20 protein-coding genes, 2 pseudogenes and 1 riboswitch are annotated in these 24,778 nt (G+C 61.1%); of the genes and pseudogenes, 14 read left to right on the top strand and 8 right to left on the bottom strand.

Features of this window, described 5'->3' with window-relative positions:
• Nucleotides 1–679 (bottom strand): annotated as a pseudogene (locus Q8K08_RS09475) (IS5 family transposase); the annotation flags it as partial.
• Between the two features lie 250 nt (nt 680–929).
• Between Q8K08_RS09475 and Q8K08_RS09470 the strand changes: the two are divergent.
• The 8 genes and pseudogenes from Q8K08_RS09470 to atzF all read left to right on the top strand — a co-directional run.
• Nucleotides 930–1,128, top strand: a pseudogene (locus tag Q8K08_RS09470) (IS5/IS1182 family transposase); the annotation flags it as partial.
• Nucleotides 1,129–1,329: 201 nt separating this feature from the next.
• Nucleotides 1,330–1,438: riboswitch (guanidine-I (ykkC/yxkD leader) on the top strand.
• 66 nt (nt 1,439–1,504) lie between these two features.
• Nucleotides 1,505–2,572 carry a putative urea ABC transporter substrate-binding protein gene (locus tag Q8K08_RS09465; RefSeq protein ID WP_304802666.1) on the top strand — a complete coding sequence of 356 codons (1,068 nt, stop codon included), beginning with the start codon at nt 1,505–1,507 and terminating at the stop codon, nt 2,570–2,572.
• A gap of 11 nt (nt 2,573–2,583) precedes the next feature.
• A complete protein-coding gene (locus Q8K08_RS09460) occupies nt 2,584–3,396 on the top strand; it encodes an ABC transporter permease (protein ID WP_305249921.1) in 813 nt (270 codons plus the stop codon).
• The gene (locus Q8K08_RS09455) at nt 3,393–4,229 is read left to right on the top strand and encodes an ABC transporter ATP-binding protein (RefSeq protein WP_304802662.1); all 837 of its coding nucleotides are present in this window, start codon (nt 3,393–3,395) and stop codon (nt 4,227–4,229) included. Before Q8K08_RS09460 ends, Q8K08_RS09455 begins: the two co-directional genes overlap by 4 nt.
• Nucleotides 4,226–5,023 (top strand): DUF1989 domain-containing protein, encoded by a 798-nt coding sequence (locus tag Q8K08_RS09450; RefSeq protein WP_304802660.1) that lies wholly within the window; start codon nt 4,226–4,228, stop codon nt 5,021–5,023. The genes Q8K08_RS09455 and Q8K08_RS09450 overlap by 4 nt, the downstream gene beginning before the upstream one ends.
• A 4-nt stretch (nt 5,024–5,027) precedes the next feature.
• Nucleotides 5,028–5,627, top strand: coding sequence for an urea amidolyase associated protein UAAP2 (locus tag Q8K08_RS09445; RefSeq protein WP_304802658.1), 600 nt, complete (start codon nt 5,028–5,030; stop codon nt 5,625–5,627).
• Nucleotides 5,627–9,172, top strand: coding sequence for an urea carboxylase (gene uca, locus Q8K08_RS09440; RefSeq protein ID WP_305249920.1), 3,546 nt, complete (start codon nt 5,627–5,629; stop codon nt 9,170–9,172). The genes Q8K08_RS09445 and uca overlap by 1 nt, the downstream gene beginning before the upstream one ends.
• Nucleotides 9,173–10,975, top strand: coding sequence for an allophanate hydrolase (gene atzF / locus Q8K08_RS09435; RefSeq protein WP_305249919.1), 1,803 nt, complete (start codon nt 9,173–9,175; stop codon nt 10,973–10,975). It abuts the gene before it with no gap.
• 357 nt (nt 10,976–11,332) lie between these two features.
• Here the strand turns inward: atzF and Q8K08_RS09430 are convergent, their stop codons facing one another.
• Nucleotides 11,333–11,473 carry a hypothetical protein gene (locus Q8K08_RS09430; protein ID WP_305249917.1) on the bottom strand — a complete coding sequence of 47 codons (141 nt, stop codon included), beginning with the start codon at nt 11,471–11,473 and terminating at the stop codon, nt 11,333–11,335.
• Between the two features lie 13 nt (nt 11,474–11,486).
• Here Q8K08_RS09430 and Q8K08_RS09425 point away from each other — a divergent pair, with 13 nt between their 5' ends.
• Nucleotides 11,487–11,666 carry a hypothetical protein gene (locus Q8K08_RS09425; protein WP_305249916.1) on the top strand — a complete coding sequence of 60 codons (180 nt, stop codon included), beginning with the start codon at nt 11,487–11,489 and terminating at the stop codon, nt 11,664–11,666.
• Nucleotides 11,667–12,266: 600 nt separating this feature from the next.
• On the opposite strand, the gene Q8K08_RS09420 is transcribed toward Q8K08_RS09425, so the two are convergent.
• The 3 genes from Q8K08_RS09420 to Q8K08_RS09410 form a co-directional block, all read right to left on the bottom strand.
• Entirely contained in the window at nt 12,267–13,184 is a 918-nt protein-coding gene (locus Q8K08_RS09420; RefSeq protein ID WP_305249915.1) for a hypothetical protein, read from the bottom strand.
• Between the two features lie 182 nt (nt 13,185–13,366).
• Nucleotides 13,367–14,104: a response regulator transcription factor gene (locus tag Q8K08_RS09415; protein ID WP_304802648.1), complete on the bottom strand. Its 738-nt coding sequence runs from the start codon at nt 14,102–14,104 to the stop codon at nt 13,367–13,369.
• On the bottom strand, nt 14,101–15,363 hold the full coding sequence (locus tag Q8K08_RS09410) for a GAF domain-containing sensor histidine kinase (RefSeq protein ID WP_305249914.1): 1,263 nt from the start codon (nt 15,361–15,363) through the stop codon (nt 14,101–14,103). Before Q8K08_RS09410 ends, Q8K08_RS09415 begins: the two co-directional genes overlap by 4 nt.
• A 264-nt stretch (nt 15,364–15,627) precedes the next feature.
• Between Q8K08_RS09410 and Q8K08_RS09405 the strand changes: the two genes are divergently transcribed.
• From Q8K08_RS09405 to Q8K08_RS09385, 5 genes are all read left to right on the top strand, one after another.
• Nucleotides 15,628–16,638: an ABC transporter substrate-binding protein gene (locus Q8K08_RS09405; RefSeq protein WP_305249913.1), complete on the top strand. Its 1,011-nt coding sequence runs from the start codon at nt 15,628–15,630 to the stop codon at nt 16,636–16,638.
• Nucleotides 16,639–16,734: 96 nt separating this feature from the next.
• Nucleotides 16,735–18,186 carry a sugar ABC transporter ATP-binding protein gene (locus Q8K08_RS09400; RefSeq protein ID WP_305249912.1) on the top strand — a complete coding sequence of 484 codons (1,452 nt, stop codon included), beginning with the start codon at nt 16,735–16,737 and terminating at the stop codon, nt 18,184–18,186.
• Nucleotides 18,183–19,124: an ABC transporter permease gene (locus Q8K08_RS09395; RefSeq protein ID WP_305249911.1), complete on the top strand. Its 942-nt coding sequence runs from the start codon at nt 18,183–18,185 to the stop codon at nt 19,122–19,124. The genes Q8K08_RS09400 and Q8K08_RS09395 overlap by 4 nt, the downstream gene beginning before the upstream one ends.
• Nucleotides 19,121–20,062 (top strand): ABC transporter permease, encoded by a 942-nt coding sequence (locus Q8K08_RS09390; RefSeq protein WP_304802637.1) that lies wholly within the window; start codon nt 19,121–19,123, stop codon nt 20,060–20,062. The genes Q8K08_RS09395 and Q8K08_RS09390 overlap by 4 nt, the downstream gene beginning before the upstream one ends.
• Nucleotides 20,063–20,074: 12 nt before the next feature.
• Nucleotides 20,075–20,995, top strand: a complete 921-nt coding sequence (locus tag Q8K08_RS09385; RefSeq protein WP_305249910.1) for an SMP-30/gluconolactonase/LRE family protein — start codon at nt 20,075–20,077, stop codon at nt 20,993–20,995.
• Nucleotides 20,996–21,285: 290 nt separating this feature from the next.
• Here Q8K08_RS09385 and Q8K08_RS09380 read toward each other — a convergent pair whose 3' ends face one another.
• The 3 genes from Q8K08_RS09380 to Q8K08_RS09370 all read right to left on the bottom strand — a co-directional run bounded on the left by Q8K08_RS09380 (nt 21,286) and on the right by Q8K08_RS09370 (nt 24,304).
• On the bottom strand, nt 21,286–21,450 hold the full coding sequence (locus Q8K08_RS09380) for a hypothetical protein (RefSeq protein WP_305249909.1): 165 nt from the start codon (nt 21,448–21,450) through the stop codon (nt 21,286–21,288).
• A gap of 375 nt (nt 21,451–21,825) precedes the next feature.
• Nucleotides 21,826–22,503 (bottom strand): response regulator transcription factor, encoded by a 678-nt coding sequence (locus Q8K08_RS09375; protein WP_305249908.1) that lies wholly within the window; start codon nt 22,501–22,503, stop codon nt 21,826–21,828.
• 163 nt (nt 22,504–22,666) lie between these two features.
• Nucleotides 22,667–24,304, bottom strand: a complete 1,638-nt coding sequence (locus Q8K08_RS09370) for a cell wall metabolism sensor histidine kinase WalK (RefSeq protein ID WP_305249907.1) — start codon at nt 24,302–24,304, stop codon at nt 22,667–22,669.
• Nucleotides 24,305–24,778: the final 474 nt, after the last annotated feature.

Below are 24,778 nucleotides of genomic sequence, written 5' to 3'. Positions count from 1 at the left end.
ACTCGTCGCCAGTCCTTGAGCCTTCCGAACATGATCTCGATCCTGTTGCGGCGTTTGTATCGGCGCTTGTCGTATTTGATGGGCTTGCCGCGCGACTTCCGGCCAGGGATGCACGGCGTGATCCCCTTGTTTTTCAAGCCTTCTCTGAACCAATCGGCGTCATAACCCCTGTCTGCCAGCAACCAGTTCGCCGCTGGCAAGCCACCCAGCAGGGCTGCGGCTCCGGTATAGTCACTGACTGGCCCGGCAGTCATGAAGAACCGGATGGGTCGTCCATTCTCGTCGGTAACAGCATGCAGTTTGGTGTTCATTCCGCCCTTGCTTCTGCCAATCAGGCGACCGCGCCCCCTTTTTTCACCCCGAGGCTCGAAGCCGTGCGGTGTGCCTTCAGATAGGTCGCGTCGATCATCACCGTCGTCGGAACTGCTGCCTGGGAGGCCAACCCTTCCATCATCCGGGCAAAGACGCCCATGTCACCCCATCGCTTCCAACGGTTGTAGAGGGTCTTCGCCGGGCCATATTCCTTCGGCGCGTCAGACCACCGTAAGCCATTGCGATTGATGAAGATAATCCCACTCAAGACCCGACGGTCATCGACACGCGGCACCCCGTGGCTCTTGGGGAAAAAGGGTTTAAGCCGAGCCATCTGCTCGTCAGTCAGCCAGTAGAGGTTGCTCATGGATCGGTCTCCTTGCGGAGCCTGAATCACGCCAACAACCTGAAATCAATGGGTCTGGAGCCTAACAAACTGTTCTGCGGCGAGTGCGGCAACTACACGCTGGTCCGTAACGGCACCTGCATGAAGTGCAACACCTGCGGCGGCACGAGCGGGTGTAGCTGAGCCGGCTGTAGAGTTCACCAGCGGCGACGTGGGCGATGCGCCATTCGTCGGGCAAACAGTCCTCCGGACTGTTTGCTGACCCTCCTCATTGCCCGAACTGCTCGACCAGATCCCTCCCGAGCAGGAGGTCGCCAGCGTCACAGCGGATGGGGCCTTTGACACCACGACGCCATCGCCGTGCGGGGTGCCGCCGACGTCATACCGCCGCGCAAGAATGCAAAGCCATGGAAGGCGTGCGCGGTCGCGCGCTGTGGCGACGATGGAGCGGCTATCACCGCCGGAGCCGTGCCAGACTACCTTTGGCCCCCACCAGCGCCATGCAAAGCGGACAAGGCAAAAGAACACACCGACGCCGCACATGACTCGCCGCCTATATTTAAGGCAACCAACCGCAGTCCTGCCCAATGCGTAAGCGTATCGCTTGGCCGTCAGCCCTGCTCCTCGCCTCACCCATTGCAGCGTGGGCATCGGCGGGCAAACCTGAAACTGAGTTTGGCGGCTAGGGTTCCGGCACGGGTTCGTGCGTCTGGTCCGAGAGCTGTCACCAACGGGAGAGACATCCCCGGTGGCGCACGGCGGGACAAAAACCCGGGAGGCCTCGTCAAGCCAAGGGATTGGCGGCGAAGGTTCGTCCATTCCCCTTTGAACAGGAAAGGAAGAACCATGATTTCTCGTCGCACGCTGCTTTTGTCGGGGGCTTCGACGCTGGCGATTGCCATGGCTGGCCCGGCCATCGCGCAGGCCCGTACCGATTTCAAGGTGGCATGGTCAATCTATGTGGGCTGGATGCCATGGGGCTATGCTGCCGATGCGGGGATCGTCAAAAAATGGGCCGATAAGTATGGCCTGACCATCGAGGTGACGCAGTTCAATGACTATGTGGAATCGATCAACCAGTACACAGCGGGCGCTTATGATGCGGTCACCGTCACAAACATGGATGCGTTGTCGATCCCGTCCGCTGGCGGCGTGGACACCACGGCTGTCATCGTGGGCGATTTTTCGGCGGGCAATGACGCGGTGTTCCTGAAAGGGGCCGGCACGCTGGCCGATCTTGCCGGGCGCAAGGTCAACCTCGTGGAATTTTCGGTATCACATTACCTGCTGGCCCGTGCGCTCGACTCGGTGGGCCTGTCGGAAATGGATGTATCGGTCGTGAACACCGCCGACCCGGATATGGTCGGTGCCTTCCAGACCTCCGATGTCTCGGCGATGGTCACCTGGAACCCGATGGTGGCCGAAATCAACGGCCTGCCTGATGCCACAAAGGTGTTCGACTCCAGCCAGATACCGGGTGAAATCATCGACCTGATGGTCGCCAGCACGGCATCATTGGCCGAAAACCCCGATTTTGGCCGTGCGCTTGCGGGCATCTGGTATGAAACGGCGGCCCTTATGGTGTCCGACACCCCCGAAGGTGCAGAGGCACGCGCAGCGATGGGGGCGGCATCGGGCACCGATCAGGCCGGGTTTGAGGCACAGATGGCGGCAACCAAGCTGTTTGACCAAGCTGCCGCTGCCGTGGCCTTTACCACCTCGCCCGATTTGTCGGCGACGATGAATCTTGTGCGTGCGTTCCTGTTCGACAAGGGTCTCCTGGGGGTTGGCGCGCCTTCGGCGGATGTCATCGGCATCGAATTGCCAGACGGCACCGTGCTGGGAGATGCGGCGAACGTGAAGCTGCGCTTTACCGCCGACTATATGCAGATGGCCGCAGACGGCGCACTGTAAGGTCCGCCCCGATGCGCCTGATCAACATGCATCCCGGTCGCGGGGGGCGGGTGCTGCTGGCAGCCTTGCCCTTCGTTATCCTTGGCATCGCCTATCTGATCGGATCGGCGCTGAGGCTGGCCGAAAACCCGGGCGACAAGCTGCTGCCGTCGCTTGACGCAATGGGGCGGATGATCGAGGTGATGGCCTTTACCCCCGACAGGCGCACGGGCGATTACCTGTTGTGGACAGATACCGCCGCCAGCCTGCTCCGCCTGTGGTCCGGGCTGGCCATCGCCACGGTGATCGCGCTGGTGCTGGGGTTGCTGAACGGCGTTTTGCCGGTGGCCCGTGCCATGCTGGGGCCGTTCATCGCCTTTTTGTCGATGGTGCCGCCCTTGGCACTGCTGCCAGTGTTGTTCATCGTGCTGGGCTTGGGCGAGGTGTCAAAGATTGCGCTGATCGTGATTGGCGTCGCCCCGATCCTGACACGCGACCTTGCGCTGACCGCCATCGCCCTGCCGCGAGAGCAGATCGTCAAGGCCGAAACCCTGTCGGCCTCCAGTTGGCTGGTGGCGTGGCGCGTGGTGCTGCCACAGGTGATGCCACGCCTGATCGACAGCTTACGCCTGCAACTTGGCCCTGCCTTCCTTTTCCTGATCGCAGCCGAGGCGATTTCGGCCGAAGGCGGACTTGGCTACCGCATCTTTCTGGTGCGTCGCTATCTGTCGATGGACATCATCTTTCCCTATGTCCTGTGGATCACGCTTTTGGCGGTGACGATGGACCTGTGCCTGCGCCTTCTGCGCCGCCGCCTGTACCCGTGGGCAGAGGTCCGGCCATGACCGCGTTGACAATCCAGGGGTTGTGGAAGGAATACGGGGCCCAGGTGGTGCTGGAAAACGTCAACCTGACCATCGCACCGCGCGCTTTTGTTGCGCTCGTCGGGCCGTCGGGCTGTGGCAAGACCACGTTCCTGCGGATGCTTTTGGGACAAGAACGCGCGACACGCGGCACCATCGTGATGGACGGAGAACCCCTGCCATCAGAACCGGGGCCAGACCGGGGTGTGGTCTATCAACGCTATTCGGTTTTTCCTCATATGACAGCCCTGCAAAACGTGATGCTGGGGCCGGAATTGCGCGCGGCGCGCCTCACCGGGCGGCTGTGGGGGGCAGCACGGCGCAAACTGGCGGATGAGGCGGTTGCCCTGTTGGCCGAGGTGGGCTTGGCGGGCGCCGAGGCGAAATACCCCGCCCAGTTGTCGGGCGGCATGCAGCAACGGCTTGCGCTGGCGCAGACCCTGATGATGCGGCCAAAACTGTTGTTGCTGGATGAACCTTTTGGCGCGTTGGACCCCGGCATCCGCACCGAAATCCACACCCTGATGCGACGCCTTTGGCACGAACACGCGATGACCGTCGTCATGGTCACCCATGACATGCGCGAAGCTTTTGCGCTGGCCACCCGCATCATCGCCTTTGACCGTCCCCGCAACCGCCCCGAGGAACGCGAGCGCTACGGGGCCACCATCACCAATGATATCGCGATCTGGCCGCCACGCGTAGCCGGACGCCAGACAATCTATGACGCCGATATTGACCCCGTTCAGGACGACCTGAACCGCTTTGCCATCACTGCCGGGACGACCCGCCCCACCGAAGGATCCCTTCCATGATGCCGCACATTCCCCGCCCGCCGCAGGCGATTGCCGCCGACCGCGCGCGCTATGAAGATCATCAGCGCAAAGGTCTTACGTTTACGCCAAAATCCCCGCCAACCCCCAGCCCCCGCCCTGCCCCTGTACCCGCGCATGTGCTGCGCCACGAGGTCATCACGGGCGGCTGGTACACCCAGTTGGCGATGCAGACAGGTCAGGTTCTGCGCCTGCAATCGGGGGGCCTTGGCGGGTCTGTGTCGCTTGCAGCATGGGCCGATGCCGATCGCAGCGAACGGTTGAACCTGCCCGACACGGTCAAGGTTCAATGGACAACCGAATTGCGCAAGGGCCGTGTGCTTTTTTCCGACATGGGCCGGGTGATGCTGTCGATTGTCGAGGACAGTTCCGGCGGGCATGATGTGCTGACGGGTGGTTCCGGCCCCACAGGCCCCGGCACACCCCATGAGCGTAACACGCGCGAAAACATGATCCTTGCGGTTGCCAAGCTGGGCCTGAACCGGCGCGACCTGCCGATGCTGATGACATTCTTTGCCCCCGTCCGGGTGGATGCGGCGGGTCGGTTCTTCTGGAACGGCACGCTGCTGTCGGGCGATGACTGGGTCGAGTTGCGCGCCGAGATGCCGCTGGTGCTGGCGCTGTCGAACACCCGCCATCCGCTGGATACCACCACGGGCGATGTGCCGCCCGTGACCCTGACGCTGCAAGCCGCCATGGCCATCGCCGAGGATGACCTGTGCCGCACCGCCACGGCCGAGGCAGTCCGTGGCTTTGACAACAATGCAAGGGGATAAGGCCATGAAAATACATGACATTCCGGCAGAGAAGCCATGGTCTGGCATCGTGCGCAAGGGCCAGATTATCCGCATCATTGACGCCTATGGCCAGCAGGCCATCGACACGATCTTTTACAACGCCCATGACCACGGCGAACGCTATTCTGCGCAAGACACCATGCGCGCGCAAGGGGCGGCCTATATCACGACGGGCACCAAGGTAATGTCGAACGATGGCCGCGTCATGCTGACCGTTATCGCCGACACATCCGGGCGGCATGATACCTGCGCGGGCTGTTGTTCGTGCGAAAGCAACACCGTGCGTTTTGGCGAAGCCACCCGCCAATTGCACGCCTGCCGCGAGAATTTCATCCTTGAACTGGCGCGGCATGGCATGTCCAAGCGCGACATCGTGCCCAACATCAACTTCTTCATGAACGTGCCGATCAGCCCGAATGGCGCGATGACGATTGATGACGGCATCTCTGCGCCGGGCGACCATGTGGAAATGGTGGCCGAAATGGATGTGCTGTGCGTCATCTCGAACTGCCCGCAGATCAACAACCCCTGCAACGGCTTTGACCCCACCCCGATCCGGGTGGAAATCAGGGATGCCGGATGATGTTCAACAAGGTTCTGATTGCCAACCGCGGCGAGATTGCGCTGCGGGTGCTGGCGACGTTGCGCAAGATGGGGATTGCCTCGGTTGCCGTTTATTCCGATGCCGACCGATTTACCCCCGTGGTTTTGCAGGCGGATGAAGCGGTGCGGCTGGGGCCTGCGCCTGCGGCGGAAAGCTATCTGAACGCCGCCGCCGTGATTGCCGCCTGCAAGGCGACGGGGGCGCAAGCCGTGCATCCCGGCTATGGGTTTCTGGCCGAAAATGCAGATTTTGCACAGGCACTGGCGGATGAAGGGATCGCCTTTATCGGGCCGCGCCCCGACCATATCCGCGCCTTTGGGCTGAAACACGCGGCGCGCCAGATCGCTGTGGACAGTGGCGTGCCCCTGTTGCCCGGCAGCGGGTTGCTTGCGGGGCTGGACGATGCCTTGGCGCAGGCCGAAACGGTGGGATATCCCGTGATGCTCAAAAGCACGGCGGGCGGTGGCGGCATTGGCATGACGCTGTGTGCCGATGCCGCTGCCCTGCGCGCCGCGTGGGACGGTGTTGCCCGCACGGCTGCGGCCAGTTTTGGCGATGCGCGGGTGTTTCTGGAACGTTTCGTTGACCGCGCCCGTCATGTCGAGGTGCAGGTCTTTGGCGATGGCCGGGGCCGGGTGATTGCGATGGGTGAGCGGGACTGTTCCTTACAACGGCGCAATCAAAAGGTGCTGGAGGAAACCCCCGCCCCCGGCCTGACTGACGCGGTGCGCGCGGGCATGCACAGGGCGGCGGTGCGGCTGTGCGAATCGGTAAGCTATGAGAGTGCCGGGACGGTGGAATTCATCTATGATCCGGCCCGCGAGGCGTTCCATTTTCTGGAAGTGAACACCCGCCTGCAGGTGGAACACCCGGTAACCGAACAGGTGTTCGGCATTGATTTGGTGGAATGGATGATCCGGCAGGCGGCGGGGGAAGATGTGATCCCCTCTGACCCGCTGACGCCGCAAGGGGCCGCCATCGAGGTGCGCCTTTATGCCGAGATGCCCCATGCCGGCTTCAAACCGGCCACGGGGCGCTTGACGAATGTGGTTTTTCCGTCCGATTGCCGCGTGGAAAGCTGGGTCGCGACGGGCACCGAGGTGACGCCCTATTATGACCCGATGCTGGCCAAGCTGATCGTCACCGCACCAGACCGCGCGCAGGCAATTGCCAAGCTGCAAACGGCGCTGGCCGCGACCCGCGCCGACGGGATTGGCACCAACCTTGCATATCTGCGGGCAATCGCGGGGTCTGACCTGCTGGCACTTGGTCAGGTCGCCACCACGTCGCTGCGCGACTTTGCCTTTGCCCCCGATCTGATCGAGGTGCTGACCCCCGGTGCGCAATCCTCGGTGCAGGATCTGCCGGGGCGGCTAGGGCTGTGGCATGTGGGAGTGCCACCCAGCGGACCGATGGATGCGCGGTCTTTCGTGCAGGCCAACCGGCTGGTGGGCAATGCGGATGGAACAGCCGCGCTGGAACTGACCGTTTCTGGTCCGACCTTGCGCGCGCTGGCCGATTGCCGGGTGGCACTGGCTGGTGCTGACATGCCGATGAAGGTGGACGGGCAACCTGTGACCGACACTGTCGTTGACCTGCGCGCCGGACAGGTGCTGTCCATCGGTGCGATCACTGGACCGGGGCAGCGGGCCTATCTGGCAGTGGCGGGCGGGTTTGATCTGCCCGATATTTATGGATCAAAGTCCAACTTCTCGCTTGGGCAATTCGGTGGCCATGCGACCGGCACCCTGCGCGCGGGCGATATCCTGCCGCTGGCCCGCGCCGCCCAATCGGCGACGCCCCCCGATGGCCCCGCCCCCTTGACCCATGACTGGCAGATTGCGGTGCTGTACGGCCCGCATGGCGCGCCCGATTTCATGCAAGACAGCGATATTGAGACGCTGTTTTCTGCGCCCTATCAGGTGCATTACAACTCATCCCGTACCGGGGTGCGGCTGATCGGTCCCGCCCCGCAATGGGCGCGCGCAGATGGCGGCGAGGCGGGGCTGCATCCGTCAAACCTGCATGACACTGCCTATGCGGTGGGGGCCATCGACTTTACCGGTGACATGCCGATCATCCTTGGCCCGGATGGACCCAGCCTTGGCGGCTTTGTCTGCCCTGCGGTGGTCGCGCGTGAAGATCTGTGGAAGATCGGGCAGCTAAGGCCGGGCAACTCTGTGCGCTTTACCCCTGCCCATCGGCCTGCCGACCCGCTGGCTGGCCCAACCATCCACCGCGCGGGCTTTGATACCGGTTCGGCCATCCTCGCCCAGTCGCCAGATGCGCCCGTGCCCGTGGTGTATCGCCGTCAGGGTGACGACAACCTGCTGGTCGAATATGGCCCGATGGTGCTGGACATCGGCCTGCGCCTGCGGGTGCATCTGTTGATGCAGGCGGTTCAGGCCGCGCACCTGCCGGGGCTGATCGACCTTACCCCCGGCATCCGGTCGCTGCAAATCCACTATGACGGCACCACCCTGCCCCGCGCGCGCCTGTTGGGCCTGCTGGCCGAGATCGAGGCCAGTCTGCCCCCGGTTGATCAGGTGAGCGTGCCCAGCCGCATCGTGCATCTGCCGCTTAGCTGGAATGACCCCGACATTCAGCTGGCGATGAGCCGCTATCAGGAAACCGTTCGCCCGAATGCGCCTTGGTGCCCGTCCAACATCGAATTCATCCGCCGCATGAATGGTTTGGAGGATGAGGACGCCACCCGCCGCATGATCTTTGATGCAAGCTATTTCGTCATGGGTCTGGGTGATGTCTACCTTGGCGCACCCGTCGCCACGCCGCTGGACCCGGCGCACCGGCTGGTCACCACAAAATACAACCCCGCCCGCACATGGACGCCCGAGAATGCCGTCGGCATCGGCGGTGCTTATATGTGCATCTACGGGATGGAGGGGCCGGGCGGATACCAACTGTTTGGTCGCACCATCCAGATGTGGAACACATGGCGGCAGACGCCGGCCTTTGGCGCGGGCAAGCCGTGGCTCTTGGATTTCTTTGACCAGATCCGGTTTTTCCCCGCCAGCCACACAGAACTGACCGAAGCGCGCGCCGCCTTTCCGCACGGTGCCTATCCGGTGCGGGTTGAGGAAACCACCTTTGACTATGCCGCACATCAGGCAGGTCTGGCCACGCGCGCGGACCAGATTGCCGGATTCAAGACCCGTCAGCAGGTGGCGTTCGAGGCCGAGCGCCAACGCTGGAAGGATCAGGGGCTGGACACGTTCGAAGCCACCTCTGCCGCCGATGTGGCCCCGGTGGCCCCGGTGGCCCCGGTGGCCGATGTTCCGGCGGGTTGTGTCGGTGTACACAGTCTTGTTGCGGGGAATGTGTGGAAAATGATGGTCGCGCCCGGTGACAACGTGGCCGCAGGTGCCCCACTGGCGATTGTGGAATCGATGAAGATGGAATTTGAAGTTACCGCACCACAGGCCGGGCGCGTGCGCTCGGTCGCGGCCCAAGCGGGCAGCAATGTGAAAAGCGGCGACACCTTGCTTGTGCTGGAGGATATCTGAATGCTGCCCCTGATGCTTGACCTGACCACCCTGACAGAGGCCTACCAAAACGGCACGCTGACCCCCCTTCAACTGGTGGAGGAGGTCATCACGCGCCGGGAGGCGTCGCGCGATCCTGCGATCTTTATCTCGACCGTGCCCGATGCAGACCTGCGGGCGGCGGCGGCTGCGCTGATGGCTGCACATCCGGTGCCCGGATCGTTGCCGCTGTGGGGCATCCCCTTTGCCGCCAAAGACAATATCGACGCGTTCGGCCTACCGACCACCGCTGCCTGCCCGGCCTACGCGTATGATCCGGCAACGGATTCCACCGTCGTGGCGCGGCTGCGGGCGGCGGGGGCGCTCTTGGTGGGCAAGACCAACCTTGACCAGTTTGCAACCGGGTTGAACGGGTCACGATCCCCCTATGGTGCGCCGCGATCCGTGTTTGATGCCGATTATGTCTCGGGCGGGTCAAGTTCGGGGTCGGCGGTGGCTGTCGCTAGCGGGATCGTCAGCTTTGCGCTTGGCACCGATACCGCAGGATCAGGCCGGGTGCCTGCGATGTTCAACAACCTTGTCGGTATCAAGCCCACGCCGGGGCTGGTGCCGAACACGGGCGTCGTGCCTGCCTGTGCGTCGGTGGATTGCGTCACCGTCCTGTCGGCCTGCGTGGCCGATGGGGTGGCCGTGCGCAGGGTGATGGAGGGGTTCGACGCCGCCGACCCTTATTCGCGCGCAGCGACCCCCGTGGGCCTGCCCGCCACGTTGCGGATTGGCGTTCTTGCCGGGGTCGAGCGCGAATTTTTCGGCAATACGCAGGTCGAGCGGCTGTATGATGCTGCAGTGGCCAAGGCCGAAGCCTTGGGTGCGCAGATAGTGCCCATCGACTATGCCCCCTTCCGTGAGGCCGCGAGCCTTTTGTATGATGGCCCGTGGGTCGCCGAACGGCTGGCGGCGATCGAAGAGTTTATAGCCGCGAATGCCGACAAGATGGACCCGACCGTGCGCAAGATCATTTCGGGCGCGCAGGGCATGACGGCGGTTGACGCCTTTAACGGGCAATACCGCCTGCTGGAACTGAAACGTAAAACCGATGCCGAATGGGCACGCGTCGATATCCTGCTGCTGCCCACCAGCCCGACAACCCATACGGTGGCCGACATGCTGGCCGACCCGATCCGCCTGAACGGTCAGTTTGGCCGATATACCAACTTCGTCAACCTGCTGGGATGTGCCGCCATCGCTGTGCCTTGCGGGTTTGATCAGACCGGGCACCTGCCCGCAGGTGTGACGCTGGTTGGCCCCGGTTTCAGCGATGATGCGCTTACCCCCTTTGCCGACACGCTGCACCGCGCTTTGGGTCTGGGCATGGGTGCCGACCGCAAGGCCGCGCTGCCTGCCGCGCGGCCCGTCGTTGCCGATCTGGGCATTGATGTGGTGGTGGTCGGTGCGCATCTGACGGGCATGCCGCTGAACAGTCAGTTGACCGGGCTGGGCGGGCAGTTCAAACGCGCCTGCACAACGGCCCGCGATTACCGGCTGTATGTGCTGCCCGACGCTTTGCCTGCCAAACCGGGCCTTCTGCGTGACCCGGGCTTTGACGGCCCTGGCATCGCGGTCGAGGTCTGGAGCCTGCCCGCCGCCGGGTTTGGCATGTTCGTCAACGCAATCCCTGCGCCCTTGGGCATCGGCAAGATCACACTGGACGATGGCCGAGAGGTAAGCGGTTTTCTGTGCGAGGCCCATTCCTTGACGGGCGCGCCAGAGATTACAGCCTTAGGCAGTTGGAAGGCGCATGTTGCACGGCAAGCGAAGGTCTGACACTGCATCGCCCCTTTTTGCAAACGCCCGCTTTTAGTGCAGCGCCCTGAAAATCAGGCGGCGATCATCGCCTCTTTGTCAGCATCGCCCTTGCCAGTGGCGTGGCGCTTGTTCGTGCCGACAGGCCCGTGTCTGCTCTCCGCGTCGCCAAATTGCAAGACATGCCCGAAGTCTGCACGGCAAACTGCTCGGCTTGACGGTATTTTATTGTTGACATCTACAAAGTAAAACAAGGACTTATCGTTCGATCTACCGATACTGCAGGTCTACGGTCGGACCTGAATCTTCGGACGATCATCAAATCGATCAACCGTGGTGACCTATTGCTCAACTTCGACGCTGTAGGTCACCGGCTGGTCAACCGCTGCGGCACAACCACTGCGCCGGAATCCGCACGGTGGAGATGAAAAGCGCCAACTCCACTTGAACGGGCCAGTGACCCCAGAAGACCTCGTCGGTAAAAACAAGCATCACCAGATCGGCGTGCAATTGCTTCACTGTTCGCCTCTGCTTGCGCGGCGATGCGGGCTTCGTATTCGGCAATTACATTGACCCCAAGCTCTTTGCCTTTCAGCGCGCCGCGATCGAACTGAGAAAGCCAAAGCTGGATGAGATTTGCCGAAATGCTGTGCCTGCGCTGCGCACCGCGCCGCCCGACGATGCCAGCCTTGATGTTCAGGCAAATCCGTAATCTGAACGGTGTCGAATGTCGACGGCAAGGACCGCAGGTCGCCATGGCGCTTTCTCCATGCAAGGCCCGTCCAGCGTATCAGATCCTCAGCACCCCCGTGATCCAGTCCGTCGGTTTCACTCCAAGAACCGGCTCAGTTCTGAACTAAATTCAACAGTTTAGAACCGATCAGCAGAGCACTTCACTGCATGTACGCAAAATCAACGCGCTGATGCTTAGGGGGAGCCCAGCCACACAGTCTGGCGGGTTGGCACATCTCCAGAAGTCATCCGACTCAGCCTGATCTGGTCGATCATGAAGCCGCGCAGCGCAAGGTGCGTCCGTGCGCCGGTCTCGCCCATTCGGTCGATTGGGTCTGCCGCACAACCTTCAGCAATTGGGTGCAGAGTGGCTTGCCACCGATTGATCTGAAAGTCCCCCAACTTTACATCAGAGCAAAATCCGCCAAGCTTCATGACGAAAGACACATTCGATCTCAAAAGGATCTTCGGCTGGCAGAGAACAAACGTAGGCGCCGCTACACGCCGCATTCCAAGCGGCACAGGCTGGCAAACCTTGGTGGCCAGCTTTGCCGCACGCCCCCGCGCCGACAACAGGGCATCACTCTAGCCCCAGCGGACTCCAGACAAGGATCAACGCTGCATTCATGGCATAGGCTGCGAAGCGCAACGGAGTGATTAAAGAAGGGCGGATCTGCTCGGGTTCAACATAGTTGAAGGTATCTCGAACCCTTGCGAAGTCACGGTCGAACGTTTCGGGAAGCGAGGCATTGTTTCTGACAGCATCGGTAATCGACACAACCGTAGGTTCTGGCACGGTGAAATGTGCCTTGCCTCGTGCACGCGCAATGTTGGCCCGCGATCGCGAATTCTTGCGGACGGAATTGGTTAACGATGTCGAGGATCTTCTGGCGACCTGTTCTGTGCCAAATCCATAGCGATACTCGGGTGACCTGGTTTCAGGTGCCCGGCAAGGGTACACAAGCGTTAAGCCGCTTTGCTTCTGAGGCGCGTTCATCAATTCAGCCTCTTCGGTGGAGTTGAGCACCATGGAGGCACTCGCTGTGGAAACTTCTTCAGTTCCCGCAGACCGGAGCGAAAGCGTCAGAAGCGGTAGAGCCGCTGCCAAACGGTTGTGGAGATCGGTGGTCAGCGGCTCTTTCACCTGATGCCAGATCGTCGTCACCGCAGCATGGCGCCGGCTCAGATACTTAACCAGGCTTGAACACGTAAGCTCGTAGCTGGCACCGCAGGCAAGTTCCGATCCGTTTGGTGAAGGCTCAACAGAAATGGTCATGCATGTCGCCCAGATTTTGCAAGGACGATCAATGGCCACCAATACAATTCGGACGGAAGGCAGGTCGAAACGTGCGAGATGCGCGCCGTCCCATTCCAAGGACACTTCGGTATCGTCCAACTGCGTCAGAGTGCAGTACAGTTCCTCGATAAGCTGTTTGAAGTTAAACGGATGCTCTTCCGCAAATAGCAGTTGTGCAATTCTGGCGTGCGCTGTTCCCATCGACTCCCCACCCCCATAGGTAGAATCCGGTTTGACATTGTAGTCAAATTTGGAACCAAATGTGGCATTTGTATGAAGATGGTCGCGCGTCTTGCCTCCAATTAACCTTTTTCTGCACAACCTGCTTAGAAACCCTTTTTCATGCGGCGACAGGCAACCCGAAGCGTTTACCGCACCAGTTCCTAGCGCCCGCGCAGCCAGTGTTGCAACTCGACCTCGGCTTTTTCCAGCGCGCCGTAGTTCAGCAGTTTGCGCAGCATTGCCACCGTCACTGCCCTTGCCCGCAGGTTGAACGCTGTCTCATTGCGTGGGAGGTCGGAGTCCTGATGCACTTCAAGTTTGCTGTAGATCTGCTGCAACCGGTTTTGCACCGATCGAAGGGAAAGGTGCCTGCGATCCGAAATTGCACGGTCGGTAAGACCGAGTGCGATATCCATCAGGATTTCATATTCTGAATCGCTGAACCCTGAGGTCAGCGCGAAGCTACGCTGCTGCATGCCGCGCACTTGATTGTCGATCACGCATTGGTTTTCGATGAAGATGCTCCGTAGCGCCAGCTTCAGCCGCTCTTCCGAGGTGGATTTCAGGACATAGCCGTAGGCGGCACCATTCGGCACGATCCGGCTGACGCCGCGGACATAGGCCTCATCGGCGTAGTTCGACCAGAACAGGATGCGGGTATCGGGCCGTTCGCGCCAGATCGTACGGGCGGCTTCAATGCCATTGCGGGCGTTCATCTGCAGATCCATCACGATATGCGTGGATCGGTGCTCGCGCGCCAGCATCTCGCCTTGCTGGCCGTTCTCGGCTTCATGGATGATGCTGCATTCCGGCAGCGCCGCACTGACTTGCTCGCGCAGATAAGACCGGTGCAGCGGGTCGTCTTCGACGATCAGCACTTCCATGTCTGCCTCCTTCATTCTGCTACCGCCTGCATCGCTGCTGCAAGTGGCAGCATGATGCCGACACTGGTGCCTGCGCCGCCAATTCCCGCAGCCAGCGTGCAGCGCGCGGAGATCAGCCGCGCCCGCGTTTTCATGTTGTCGATGCCGCTTCCGACGCGGGTGCGCTTCTTGGCAATGCCCTTGCCATCATCGCTGATCGCAAGCGAGATCTGCCCCGGAGTGGCCGAAAGTTGCACCGAAATCCGCGCGGCTTCGGCGTGACTGACCGCGTTGTTGATCGCCTCTTGCGCGATACGATACAGCGCCACGCTGACCGTCGGCTCCAGCGCATCAAACGCTCCGCCCGAGACGTCGTCCAGAGTCCAGTCGATGTTCTGACCCGAGTCGCGGATTGAACGGGAAAGGTGGTGTTCGACCGCATGGGCAAAGCCGAAGAGCTGCAGCAGCGAGGGCTTGGCCTGTTCGATGATCTGGCGCAAATCGTGCATGCAGCGCTGCAAGCCACGGGTGATCGGCTCCAGCGCCTCTGCATGAGCAGGGCCGCCATGGGGTAAGCGTTCCAGATGGCGGGTCAGGCGGGTCAGATCGGCCAAGGTCTGATCGTGCAGATCCATTCCGATGCGTTGACGTTCGCTTTCCAGCGCCGCGGTCAGCTTCAGGGCGCCCAGCCGCAAGCCTTCTTCACGCGCCCGCGCTTCGGCCTCGATAATCGCGGACCGCTGCGCCTGTTCGGCGGCGCGCAAGGCAAAGAAATACGGCGAGAGAAGATCAGCGATGTAGCGGGCATGATGCACATCCTCGGGGCCATACCCCCCGACGCGCTGCAAAGAGGCGCTGAACGCCCCGATCACCTCGCCATGCACCATCATCGGCACATGGATGCGAGAGCGCAGGCCGTGCTCATGAATGGGCTTGTAGAACCCGCCTGCAAACTGAAAGCGCGGATCGGTGCAAGCGTCTTGGGTAAGGATATGATCAACTTCGCCCTGCAACAGCGCCCTGATCGGGCTGTTGGCAATGGGCGCATGCGGTTGCTTGCCCCAATCGGTTTCAATCCCGCTTTCATAGGCGGTGTGAAATTGTCCGTCGTATCTCAGAATGCAGACGTCCAGATGATCATGCGGTAGAATCTGCGAGATCTCTGTCGAGACTGCCAGAATGGCCGACCGGAAATCCAGTTGCCCGGCCAGCAGGCGCGAGATGCTGAACAGGTGGTTCAACAAGGCTACAGGGGAGGTTTCGACCATATTGGGATCCTCAGCAAAGGCCGTCATGATTGCGCCGTCGCACTGCAAGAGCATGGCAGATAAGCCGCACAAGACCTACAGCATCCCGTGCAAAGGCCTTGCGGAAACCCGCAGAGTTTTGGGGAAATCCCGCAAACGCGCTGCCTGAAAAACCCTATACAGGTCGTGGCATCTCACCCATCCTGATCCCACTGAGTGGAGGAACCTCAGCAATATACAAGCAGAATTCGGTCGCCCGGGAGGGGGGGCCATCAAAGCTGCGACGCGCGCAGCACACTTAGGGAGAGAGACATGAATACCAGAACGATGTTGCTCGCTTCGGCCGCGATCATTGCAGCGACCATGCCCACCTTGGCTGACACCTCTGACAAAAAGATCGCACTTTCAAACAATTACGCTGGAAACTCATGGCGGCAGGCCATGCTGACCAGCTGGGAAAAGATCACTGGCCCGGCAGTGGCTGATGGCACTGTTGCTGCCGCTGATGCTTATACAACCGCCGAAAATCAGGCGACAGAGCAGGCTGCGCAGATCCAGAACATGATTCTGCAAGGCTATGATGCCATCGTCATCAACGCCGCCTCGCCAACCGCGCTGAACGGCGCGGTGAAAGAGGCCTGCGATGCTGGCATTACCGTGGTGTCGTTTGATGGCATCGTGACCGAGCCCTGCGCTTGGCGCATTGCGGTGGACTTCAAGGAAATGGGTCGCAGCCAAGTGGAATATCTGGCGAGTGCAATGCCAGATGGCGGCAACCTGCTGGAAATCCGTGGCCTCGCCGGGGTGTTTGTCGATGACGAGATATCGGCCGGCATCCATGAAGGCGTGGCACAGTTCCCGCAGTTCAAGATCGCGGGTTCGGTCCATGGTGACTGGGCGCAGGACGTGGCGCAAAAAGCTGTGGCCGGTCTTCTGCCATCGCTGCCAGAAATCGTCGGCGTCGTAACACAAGGCGGCGACGGTTATGGCGCGGCACAAGCCATCGCCGCCACCGATCGGCCGATGCCCACAATCGTCATGGGCAACCGTGAGGACGAGCTGAAATGGTGGAAAGAGCAAAAGGACGCGAACGGGTATACGACGATGTCGGTGTCAATTGCCCCCGGCGTCTCGACGCTGGCATTCTGGGTCGCCCAGCAGATCCTTGATGGCAATGATGTGCCGAAAGACCTGACAGTGCCATTCTTGCGCATTGATCAGGACAATCTGGAAGCCAACCTCGCCAACACGCAGGCTGGCGGCGTCGCCAACGTCGAATACAGCCAGTCCGATGCGATTGCCGTGATCGACGGCGCCAAGTAACCTCGGAACCGCCAGCGCGCCCTGTCGCGCTGGCCCAAGATCTGCCCCATGATTCCCGTGGGGCAGGTCACCGTTCTTGTGTGCTGGAATACCTGCATGACCCTGCCGATGCCGCCCGCCGTGCTGGAAGTCGTCAACGCTGCCGTGCGTTTCGGCGAGGTGCGTGCATTGGACGGTGTGTCGCTGTCGATCCACCCCGGTGAGTGCATCGGCCTTGTCGGGCACAATGGCGCGGGTAAATCCACCATCGTTTCGGTGATCAACGGTGGCTTGTCCCCCCAGCAGGGCGAGGTCTTCAGCGATGGCACGCGGCTGGCTCCCTATGGCATCGGTGTGGCACGCAGCCGGGGTGTAAGGTGCGTGTTTCAGGAGCTTTCGCTATGCCCGAACCTGAGCATCATCGAGAACACCCGCATCATGCACCGCAATCTGGGTGGCTTTGGCTGGCGCAAACGCGCTGCGGCCATCATCCTCGCCAGCATTGATGCGATCTTCCCCGATCACGGCATTGACGTGGGTGGCCCGGTCGGCACGCTGTCGATCGCACAGCGCCAGATGGTCGAAATCGCGATGGCGTTTTCTGATGCAGGCCAGCCCCCCCGTCTGGTCATTCTGGATGAGCCGACCTCGTCGCTGGATGCAGGGCTTGCAGCGCAGCTTTTGGCGCATGTCCGTCGCTTTGTTGCCAACGGCGGTGCGGTGATCCTGATTTCCCACATGCTGACCGAAATCCTTGAAACCGCCAGCCGGATCGTCGTGATGAAGGACGGCAAGATCGTCGCCGAAAGAGGTGCTGGCGGTTTTGACCATGCCAGTCTGGTCGAAGCCATGGGAAGTGCGGCCACGCATCAGACAGCAGCCCGCCGTGCCCCCGCAGCCAACCAGCCGGTGCTGGAACTGACCCTGCCCAAAGGCCAGCCCTTCCGTGCCTGCAAGGGTGAGGTTGTGGGACTGGCCGGGCTTGGCGGTCATGGCCAGACCCGGCTGTTGCTGGCGCTGTTTGACAGGCACAGCCCGCAATGGTGGCCCATTCGCAATCCCGCCGTGACCTTTGTGGCGGGGGATCGGCGCGAGAACGGCATTTTTGATCTGTGGAGCATCCTCAAGAACATGACCGCGGCCTCGCTGGGCGATCTGTCGCGACGCGGCTTTGTTCAGGACAAGGCAGAAATCGACAGGGGCGACGAATGGAAGGTCCGGATCGATATCCGCACGCCCGACATGAACAACCCGATCCTGTCGCTGTCGGGTGGCAACCAGCAAAAGGTGCTGTTCGCCCGCGCCCTGTCCACCCGCGCGCCGGTAGTCTTGATGGACGATCCGATGCGGGGCGTCGATGTCGGCACCAAACATGAGGTTTATGGTATGATCCGCGCAGAGGCCGAAGCAGGCCGCACCTTCGTATGGTATTCGACCGAGATGGAGGAAATGCAGCTTTGCGACCGGGTTTATGTCTTTCGCGAAGGCGCCATCGTCGCGGAACTGACCGGCGATGCAATCTCTGAACATAACATCCTGCGCGCCTCGTTCGAAGGTGAGGCGGCATGAGGATTTCGACCGACACCTTGCGACTGGCTGTCCCGGTGGCCTCGCTTTTGTTGCTGCTGGCGGGCGTGTTTTACCTGCAACCCCGCGCGATGAGCTACAATGGCCTGAATTTGCTGTTCAACCTTGCAGTGCCGATCGCTTTGGCCACCGTCGCACAAATGCTGATCATGGCGGTCAACGATCTGGATCTGTCGATGGGAACCTTCGTCAGCTTCGTCGCCTGCGTGGCCGCCACCTATCTGCATGACGCACCACTGTTGGGCGCGCTGATCCTTCTGGCCGCCATTGCCACCTACGCGGCCCTGGGCGTCATCATTTACCTGCGAAACCTGCCATCGATTGTTGTCACCCTTGGCATGAGCTTTGTCTGGGCGGGGCTTGCCGTGCTGATCCTGCCCGTGCCGGGCGGCACCGCACCGGAATGGGCGCGCGCGGTGATGATTTCCAAGCCGCCACTGGTGCCGATGGCCATCATCGCCAGCGCCTTGATCGCGGTCTTTGCGCATCTGCTGATCATGCGATCGTCCCTCGGTGTGCTGATCCGTGGGGTCGGGGGCAACCAGCGCTCGGTGCAGCGCGCCGGCTGGTCGATCATCGCCGCGCGCGCCTCGGCTTACGCGCTGGCCGCCTGCTTTGCTGTTGCCGCTGGCATCTGCCTTGTCGGGCTGACCACCGGTGCCGATGCCAATATCGCGCTGCGCTACACGCTTTTGTCGATTGCTGGCGTGATCCTTGGCGGGGGTGAGTTCACCGGCGGGCGGATTTCCCCGATTGGCGCGGTGATCGGCGCGTTGACGCTGACGCTGGCGGGGTCTTTCCTGTCTTTCCTGCGCATCTCGCCCGATTGGCAGATCGGCGCGCAAGGTGCGATCCTGATCATGGTGCTGGCGTTGCGCCTGTTGTTGAACCGGCTGGAAAGCAAAGGCGGCAAACCATGAAGACGCTGCTTTCAAGGCCCTGGATCTGGTCTTTCATTGCCGCCCTCTCGGTCTGGCTGGCAACCATCGCATTCACCGGCGGGGCGTCCACCGTTGGCCTGTCACAGGCCGCGCTGACCTTTGCCGCCTTTTCCGTTCTGGTCGGGATTGGCCAGATGTTCGTGATCACCCTTGGCCCCGGCAACATCGACCTGTCAGTTCCGGCAACGATGACGCTGGCGGGGACCGTGTCGCTGAAATACATGGACGGCCAGAGCGGTCTGATCCTGCACGGCCTTGCCATTGCGGTTGGGGTTGGCGTCTGCGTCGGCATGCTGAACTACGCGCTGATCAAGGCGCTGCGCATCCCGCCTATCATCGCCACCTTGTCGATGAGCTTCATCGTGCAATCCGCAGCGATTTGGACCAACCGCGGCCTGCGCATCAAGCCGCCGCAAGCACTGGCCGATTTTACCACCCAGACCAGCTTCGGCATCCCAAACATCGCCCTGCTGGCACTTCTGATTTCCGTGGCGGCCTGGGTGTTGCTGCACCGCACCCCATACGGACGCTGGATCGCAGCCATCGGGCAAAGCCTGCCTGCCGCCCGCATGGCCGGTATCGCCGTCGATGGCAACCGGTTTGTCACCTACCTGCTATGCGCAATCCTTGCTGCCGTCTGCGGCTACCTGCTGGCCTGTTTTTCGGGAGGCGCGGCGCTGAACATGGGATCGGAATACTTGCTGATGTCGATTGCCGTCGTTGTGATTGGCGGCACCGCCGTAGCGGGCGGCAACAGCAACGTTCCGGGCATCTGGGGGGCGTCGCTGTTCATGTTTCTGGTCGTTTCCATGCTCAACACCTATGGCCTTGGCGCGGGCGTGCGGCTGATGATGACTGGCGCGATCATCATCACTGTCATCTTGCTGGCCAGTGGCCGCACAGCCAACCTACGGTAAGGAAGTATCGCCATGACCGCCCCGCTCTATCAGATCGACGATCCGGCCTTTTCGCAGTTGATTGTTTGCTCGGCGCTGCTGGATCAACTTCATAGCGGCTGTCGCTGGGCCGAAGGTCCGGTCTGGTTTGATGACCTGCAATGCCTGCTGTTCAGCGATATTCCGAACCAGCGTATCCTGCGCTGGACGGCCGATGCGGCTGGGGGGGGCGCGGTTTCCACCTTCCGCCAGCCGTCGCATTTCTCGAACGGCCAGACCCGCGATCGGCAGGGCCGCCTTGTCACATGCGAGCACGGGCTGAGGCGGGTGACGCGCACCGAGGTTGATGGCAGCCTGACCGTTCTGGCGGAAACCTATCAAGGCAAGCGGTTGAATTCGCCCAATGATGTGGTGGTCCATTCGGATGGAAGCCTCTGGTTCACGGACCCGACCTACGGCATACTGTCCGACTATGAAGGCTACAGATGCACCCCCGAACAGCCCGTCCGCGGCGTCTACCGCATCGATGGCACCAGCGGCGAGATCGCCTGCGTCGTAGGTGACTTCAATCAGCCCAACGGCCTTGCGTTTTCCCCCGACGAACGCACACTTTACATTGCAGATTCTGGGGCAAGCCATGATGACAGCAATCCGCGCCACATCCGCGCCTTCGACGTGGACGGGGCACGACTGTCTAATAACCGGGAGTTTGCGTTGATCGATGCTGGCATCCCCGATGGTATCCGCACCGATCTGGCGGGTAACCTGTGGTCCAGTGCCGCCGATGGCGTGCATTGCTTTGCCCCCGACGGGCACCGACTTGGCAAGATACTGGTGCCAGAGGCCGTGGCAAACCTGACCTTCGGCGGCCCGCGCCGGAACCGGCTGTTCATCACGGCCACGACCTCACTTTATGCGATCTACGTCTCCACAACCGGCGCTCAGCGGCCCTGAGAGTGGTTCATCAGGATGCTGAACAACCCGCATAGCATGATCAGCATCGCCGTGCGCGGGGTGTCGGCAAAGGACAGCACAGCGCCGCGAGGTTGTGCGGTGGTGTTGGCCGCCAGACGCTGGGATCAACCGCGGTGAACGACCCCGAGGCGACAGGCGCGCCTGCAATCTTCGGGCGCACATCACCCTATCGGCTGTGCCGGCTTTGATGATGTAATCGCCCCCCGATGGCATTTCTGTGCCAAGTTGGATGAATAAGTATCCACAAAGCAGTGTGGTCATGTCCGAGATTATATTCCCGCCACTTCCGTGGCAAACTTTTGCACTGCCGTTCGCACCAAAAGCGGCGGAAGATCCGACAACATCGGCGGCGTAATGACTTGAGCGCGCAGCGTGCCGGACTTGGACGCAACGCGATGAACGGTGATCAGCGGCGCGAAAGGCGGGTGGTACATGTTGTCCTCCTTCAGATGGGGGAGCAGAAACACAACGCTGTGGCGCCCGAAGGGTAAGCACCGCAGAACTGCATGACCTGCTGGCCGGTCTTTGTGTTTGTGTTTGCGTGAACCCATGCGGGTTCTGTTTTCTTGCAGCCTAATTAATCGGCAGGTGTGACGTAGAACTTGCACGAACATTGCGCGTTTCTGACAACGGCGTTAAAGGCGCCTGACAGCCGGCACAACTCTGGGCTGTAAGGCGGGGCGAAAGGGACAATCCCGCCGAAGGCTTAACGCAGGGGCAATTTACTGTGCAGAAAGAGGCGCGGCTCCCGTTGGTTTTCGGGCGCAACCGTTGAACTTTCTCCGCCAAAGGTTAATCGGCACGCTAAGCTATTCGCTATCCAGCCGGTATCCATAGTTTCGGATCGTCACGATCATCGCACCCGCGTCACCCAGTTTGCGCCTGATCCGGCTTACGGTGACGTCCACGACATTGGTCAGTGGATCGCTGTCCATGCTCCAGACCGCATTCAGCAACCGCTCACGTGCAAGAACCTTGCCCTTGTTGCGCATCAGCATGACAAGGACATCGCGTTCCTTTGTGGTGAGATCCACGTTGCGGCCGACAAGTTTAATCTGCATCGACGCCGGATCATAGGAAAGCAGACCCAAGACAATCGCGTGGTCCTTGTCCGGGGCGCTGTGGCCGGTCCGCCGCCGATACAGGGCCTCGACTCTGGCCACAAGTTCATCGAACTCAAAGGGTTTTGCGAGGTAGTCATCGGCTCCCGAGCGTAGCCCGCCCACACGATCTTCAGTCGAGGCCATTGCGCTAAGCATCAGTATCGGTACGTCATTTCGACGGGCGCGCAACTGACGGCACATCTCGTCTCCCGACATCTGCGGCAACATCACATCCAGAAGCACGACATCATAGGAGGTGGAGGCCATCATCTCGAGGCCATCCTCGGCAGAACTGGCATGGTCGATCGTCCACCCCTCCGCGCGCAGGCCACGGCGCACGAAATCGGCAACTCTTGCTTCGTCCTCGACCAACAGTATCTGCATAAGCGACTCCCGCACGTCCTGCGTTCTGATCGCTGCCGACCAGTGACGCAAGAATAACGCAACGCTGCAGAATTTATTCCAGTCATAGGGCTTTTTTTGTTAGCGCACCTGAATGTGGCCCGTGCCAACACTGAATCTGCTCGGGGAGCCAACACTCAGACCTTCAGGACGCGTTCCCAGCGGCCGTTCTTGCGCCGCTTTCATCGCCAGGATTGGCAGAGGTCCCCGTCCCGACCGGGAAATCCAGACGAACAATCAAACCGCCGCCTTCACGCTCCAGCAGAGCGGCGGTGCCGCCATGAGCTTTCATGATCGACCGCACGATGGGCAAGCCCAGCCCGCTTCCATCAACGCCCGCGCCACGCGCGCCCGAGCCCCTGAAGAAACGCTCGAATGCCAGCTCGCGCTCTTTCTCGCTCAATCCGGGACCGTCATCTTCAATCATTATGGCAAAACCCTGCTTGGTCTGTTCGACCCGAGCCAAGACCTGCTTTCCCCCGTAGCGCAATGCATTGTTCATGGCTGCCAGCAGGCATTGGCGCAGGCGCAAGGCATCAACCTTGCAGATAGCGGGCGTCGAAAGCTGTATGACCTTGATATCTGCGTTCGCCATAGATGCCGCATCGGCCACTGCCATGTTGAGATCGACGTTGCGGGGTTCCAGGCGGAGCTGTCCTGCCTCAACTCTTGCGACCAGAAGCAGATCATCGACGATTTTGCTGGAATGGCGGGCAGCGTCGCGGATGCGGGAATAGGTATCGCTTTGCTCCTCAGAGCTTTGCGCGCCACCACGCAACGCGATATCGGCCTCACCCTGGATGATCGTGAGCGGAGTTCTCAGTTCGTGGCTTACATCGGCCATCAACTGACGGCGGCTTTCTTCGGTATCTTGCAACCGTGTGAGCGTTTCCCGAAGCTCGGCCGTGCGGTCCACGACTTTTCTCTCAAGCGCGCGAGCCTGAGCCGCCAGTTCCCGCTCGCGCGTTCCGATTTCCCCGGCCATGGTGATCATCGTCGCCGCAAGGTCGCGCAGTTCAGCCGCACCCCCGACATTCAGCGCGCGGCTATAATTGCCTTGGCGATAGGCATTGGCACCCGCCAGAAGTTCCGCAAGCGGCCGTGATGTCCAGCGGTGGAAGATTACAGAGACAATAGCCGTTAGCGCCGCCATCAGGGTCATGATGGTCCAGGCGGCGGCACTCAGGTTGGACCGCAAGGTGGCAGCAGCCTGCATGTTTTCCTCCACCTCCTCAAGCTCTCCGGCCAGAGCTTCGGCAATCAGGTCAGAGAGTTCCTGATCGATGGACCGATTCAGCAAGGTCGCCAGCTGAGCCACGCGCGCAGGATCGTCTTTGGGTGGTTCCGCCAGAAACTCGCGGTAGCTGGCTCGGATTTCTTCAATCTTCCGTTCGACCTGGGCAAGGAAGGCCAATTCCTCGAATTCTTCTTCGCGATCGAGTTCGATTTCGCGGGCGATCAGGTCACGCAACACTTGGGTGTTGCCGTCGATGTCATCATTGATCTTCGACGTCAGGTCGGCACCATCGCCGACCAGCAGACGATCAGCCTTTTCCTTGAACAGGCGGCTTACGTTAGACTGCAACGCCAGGTGTTCCGCGTAGGACGCATTCGCAAGGGCAATCCGGGCATCGTTATGTCGAGTGGCCTCGATGCCCCAGATGGTCAGGCCCGCGCCGACGAATGTGCAGGCCAGCAACAGAAGGGCGAACGTCGTCAGAAGTGAAGAAAGGCGCATAGGCCAAGCTGCGCGGATCAGTGAAGCAAACGCGGTGTTACGCATCAATAGTCCTCTTGGACGCCGATCAAGCGCCTCGTCCGTGGCTTGGATGGTCATGCAGGCCCTCTCACTTCATCGTGTAATCCGCCAAAACGCAAGTTGTCTGCCGCAGTGTCGTCCGGCAAGCGAGCCCCGACACGGCCAAACCTCACCATCTCGGCGGGGTAAAGTCGCGCGAGCCGAAGTCGGTGACCAGTTGGCACCGTTCTGGCACGAAAGCAGAGGGCTTCTTCATTTCGTCCTTTGGCAGAAGAACACGGATTTCGGTTGCTGGCGATCAAGGCGGCACCAGCCAACCCCTTTCTATTTATGGGTGCGGATGGATGACGTTGAACTGTAAGCGGTGCGCCAGCCCCGTGGTTTCGGCTTGATGTGACTTCGGGCATGCCGTCCTGCAACTGAGTTTGTGGGAGGCTTGCCATGGAGCACCAAAACGAGCACCGGATGGAGGTGCGTGGGTCGAATGGAGTGTCGCGG

The organism is Pseudotabrizicola sp. (assembly GCF_030684215.1).
Lineage (GTDB): Bacteria > Pseudomonadota > Alphaproteobacteria > Rhodobacterales > Rhodobacteraceae > Pseudotabrizicola.
This window is presented reverse-complemented; position numbering and strand designations above follow the sequence as displayed.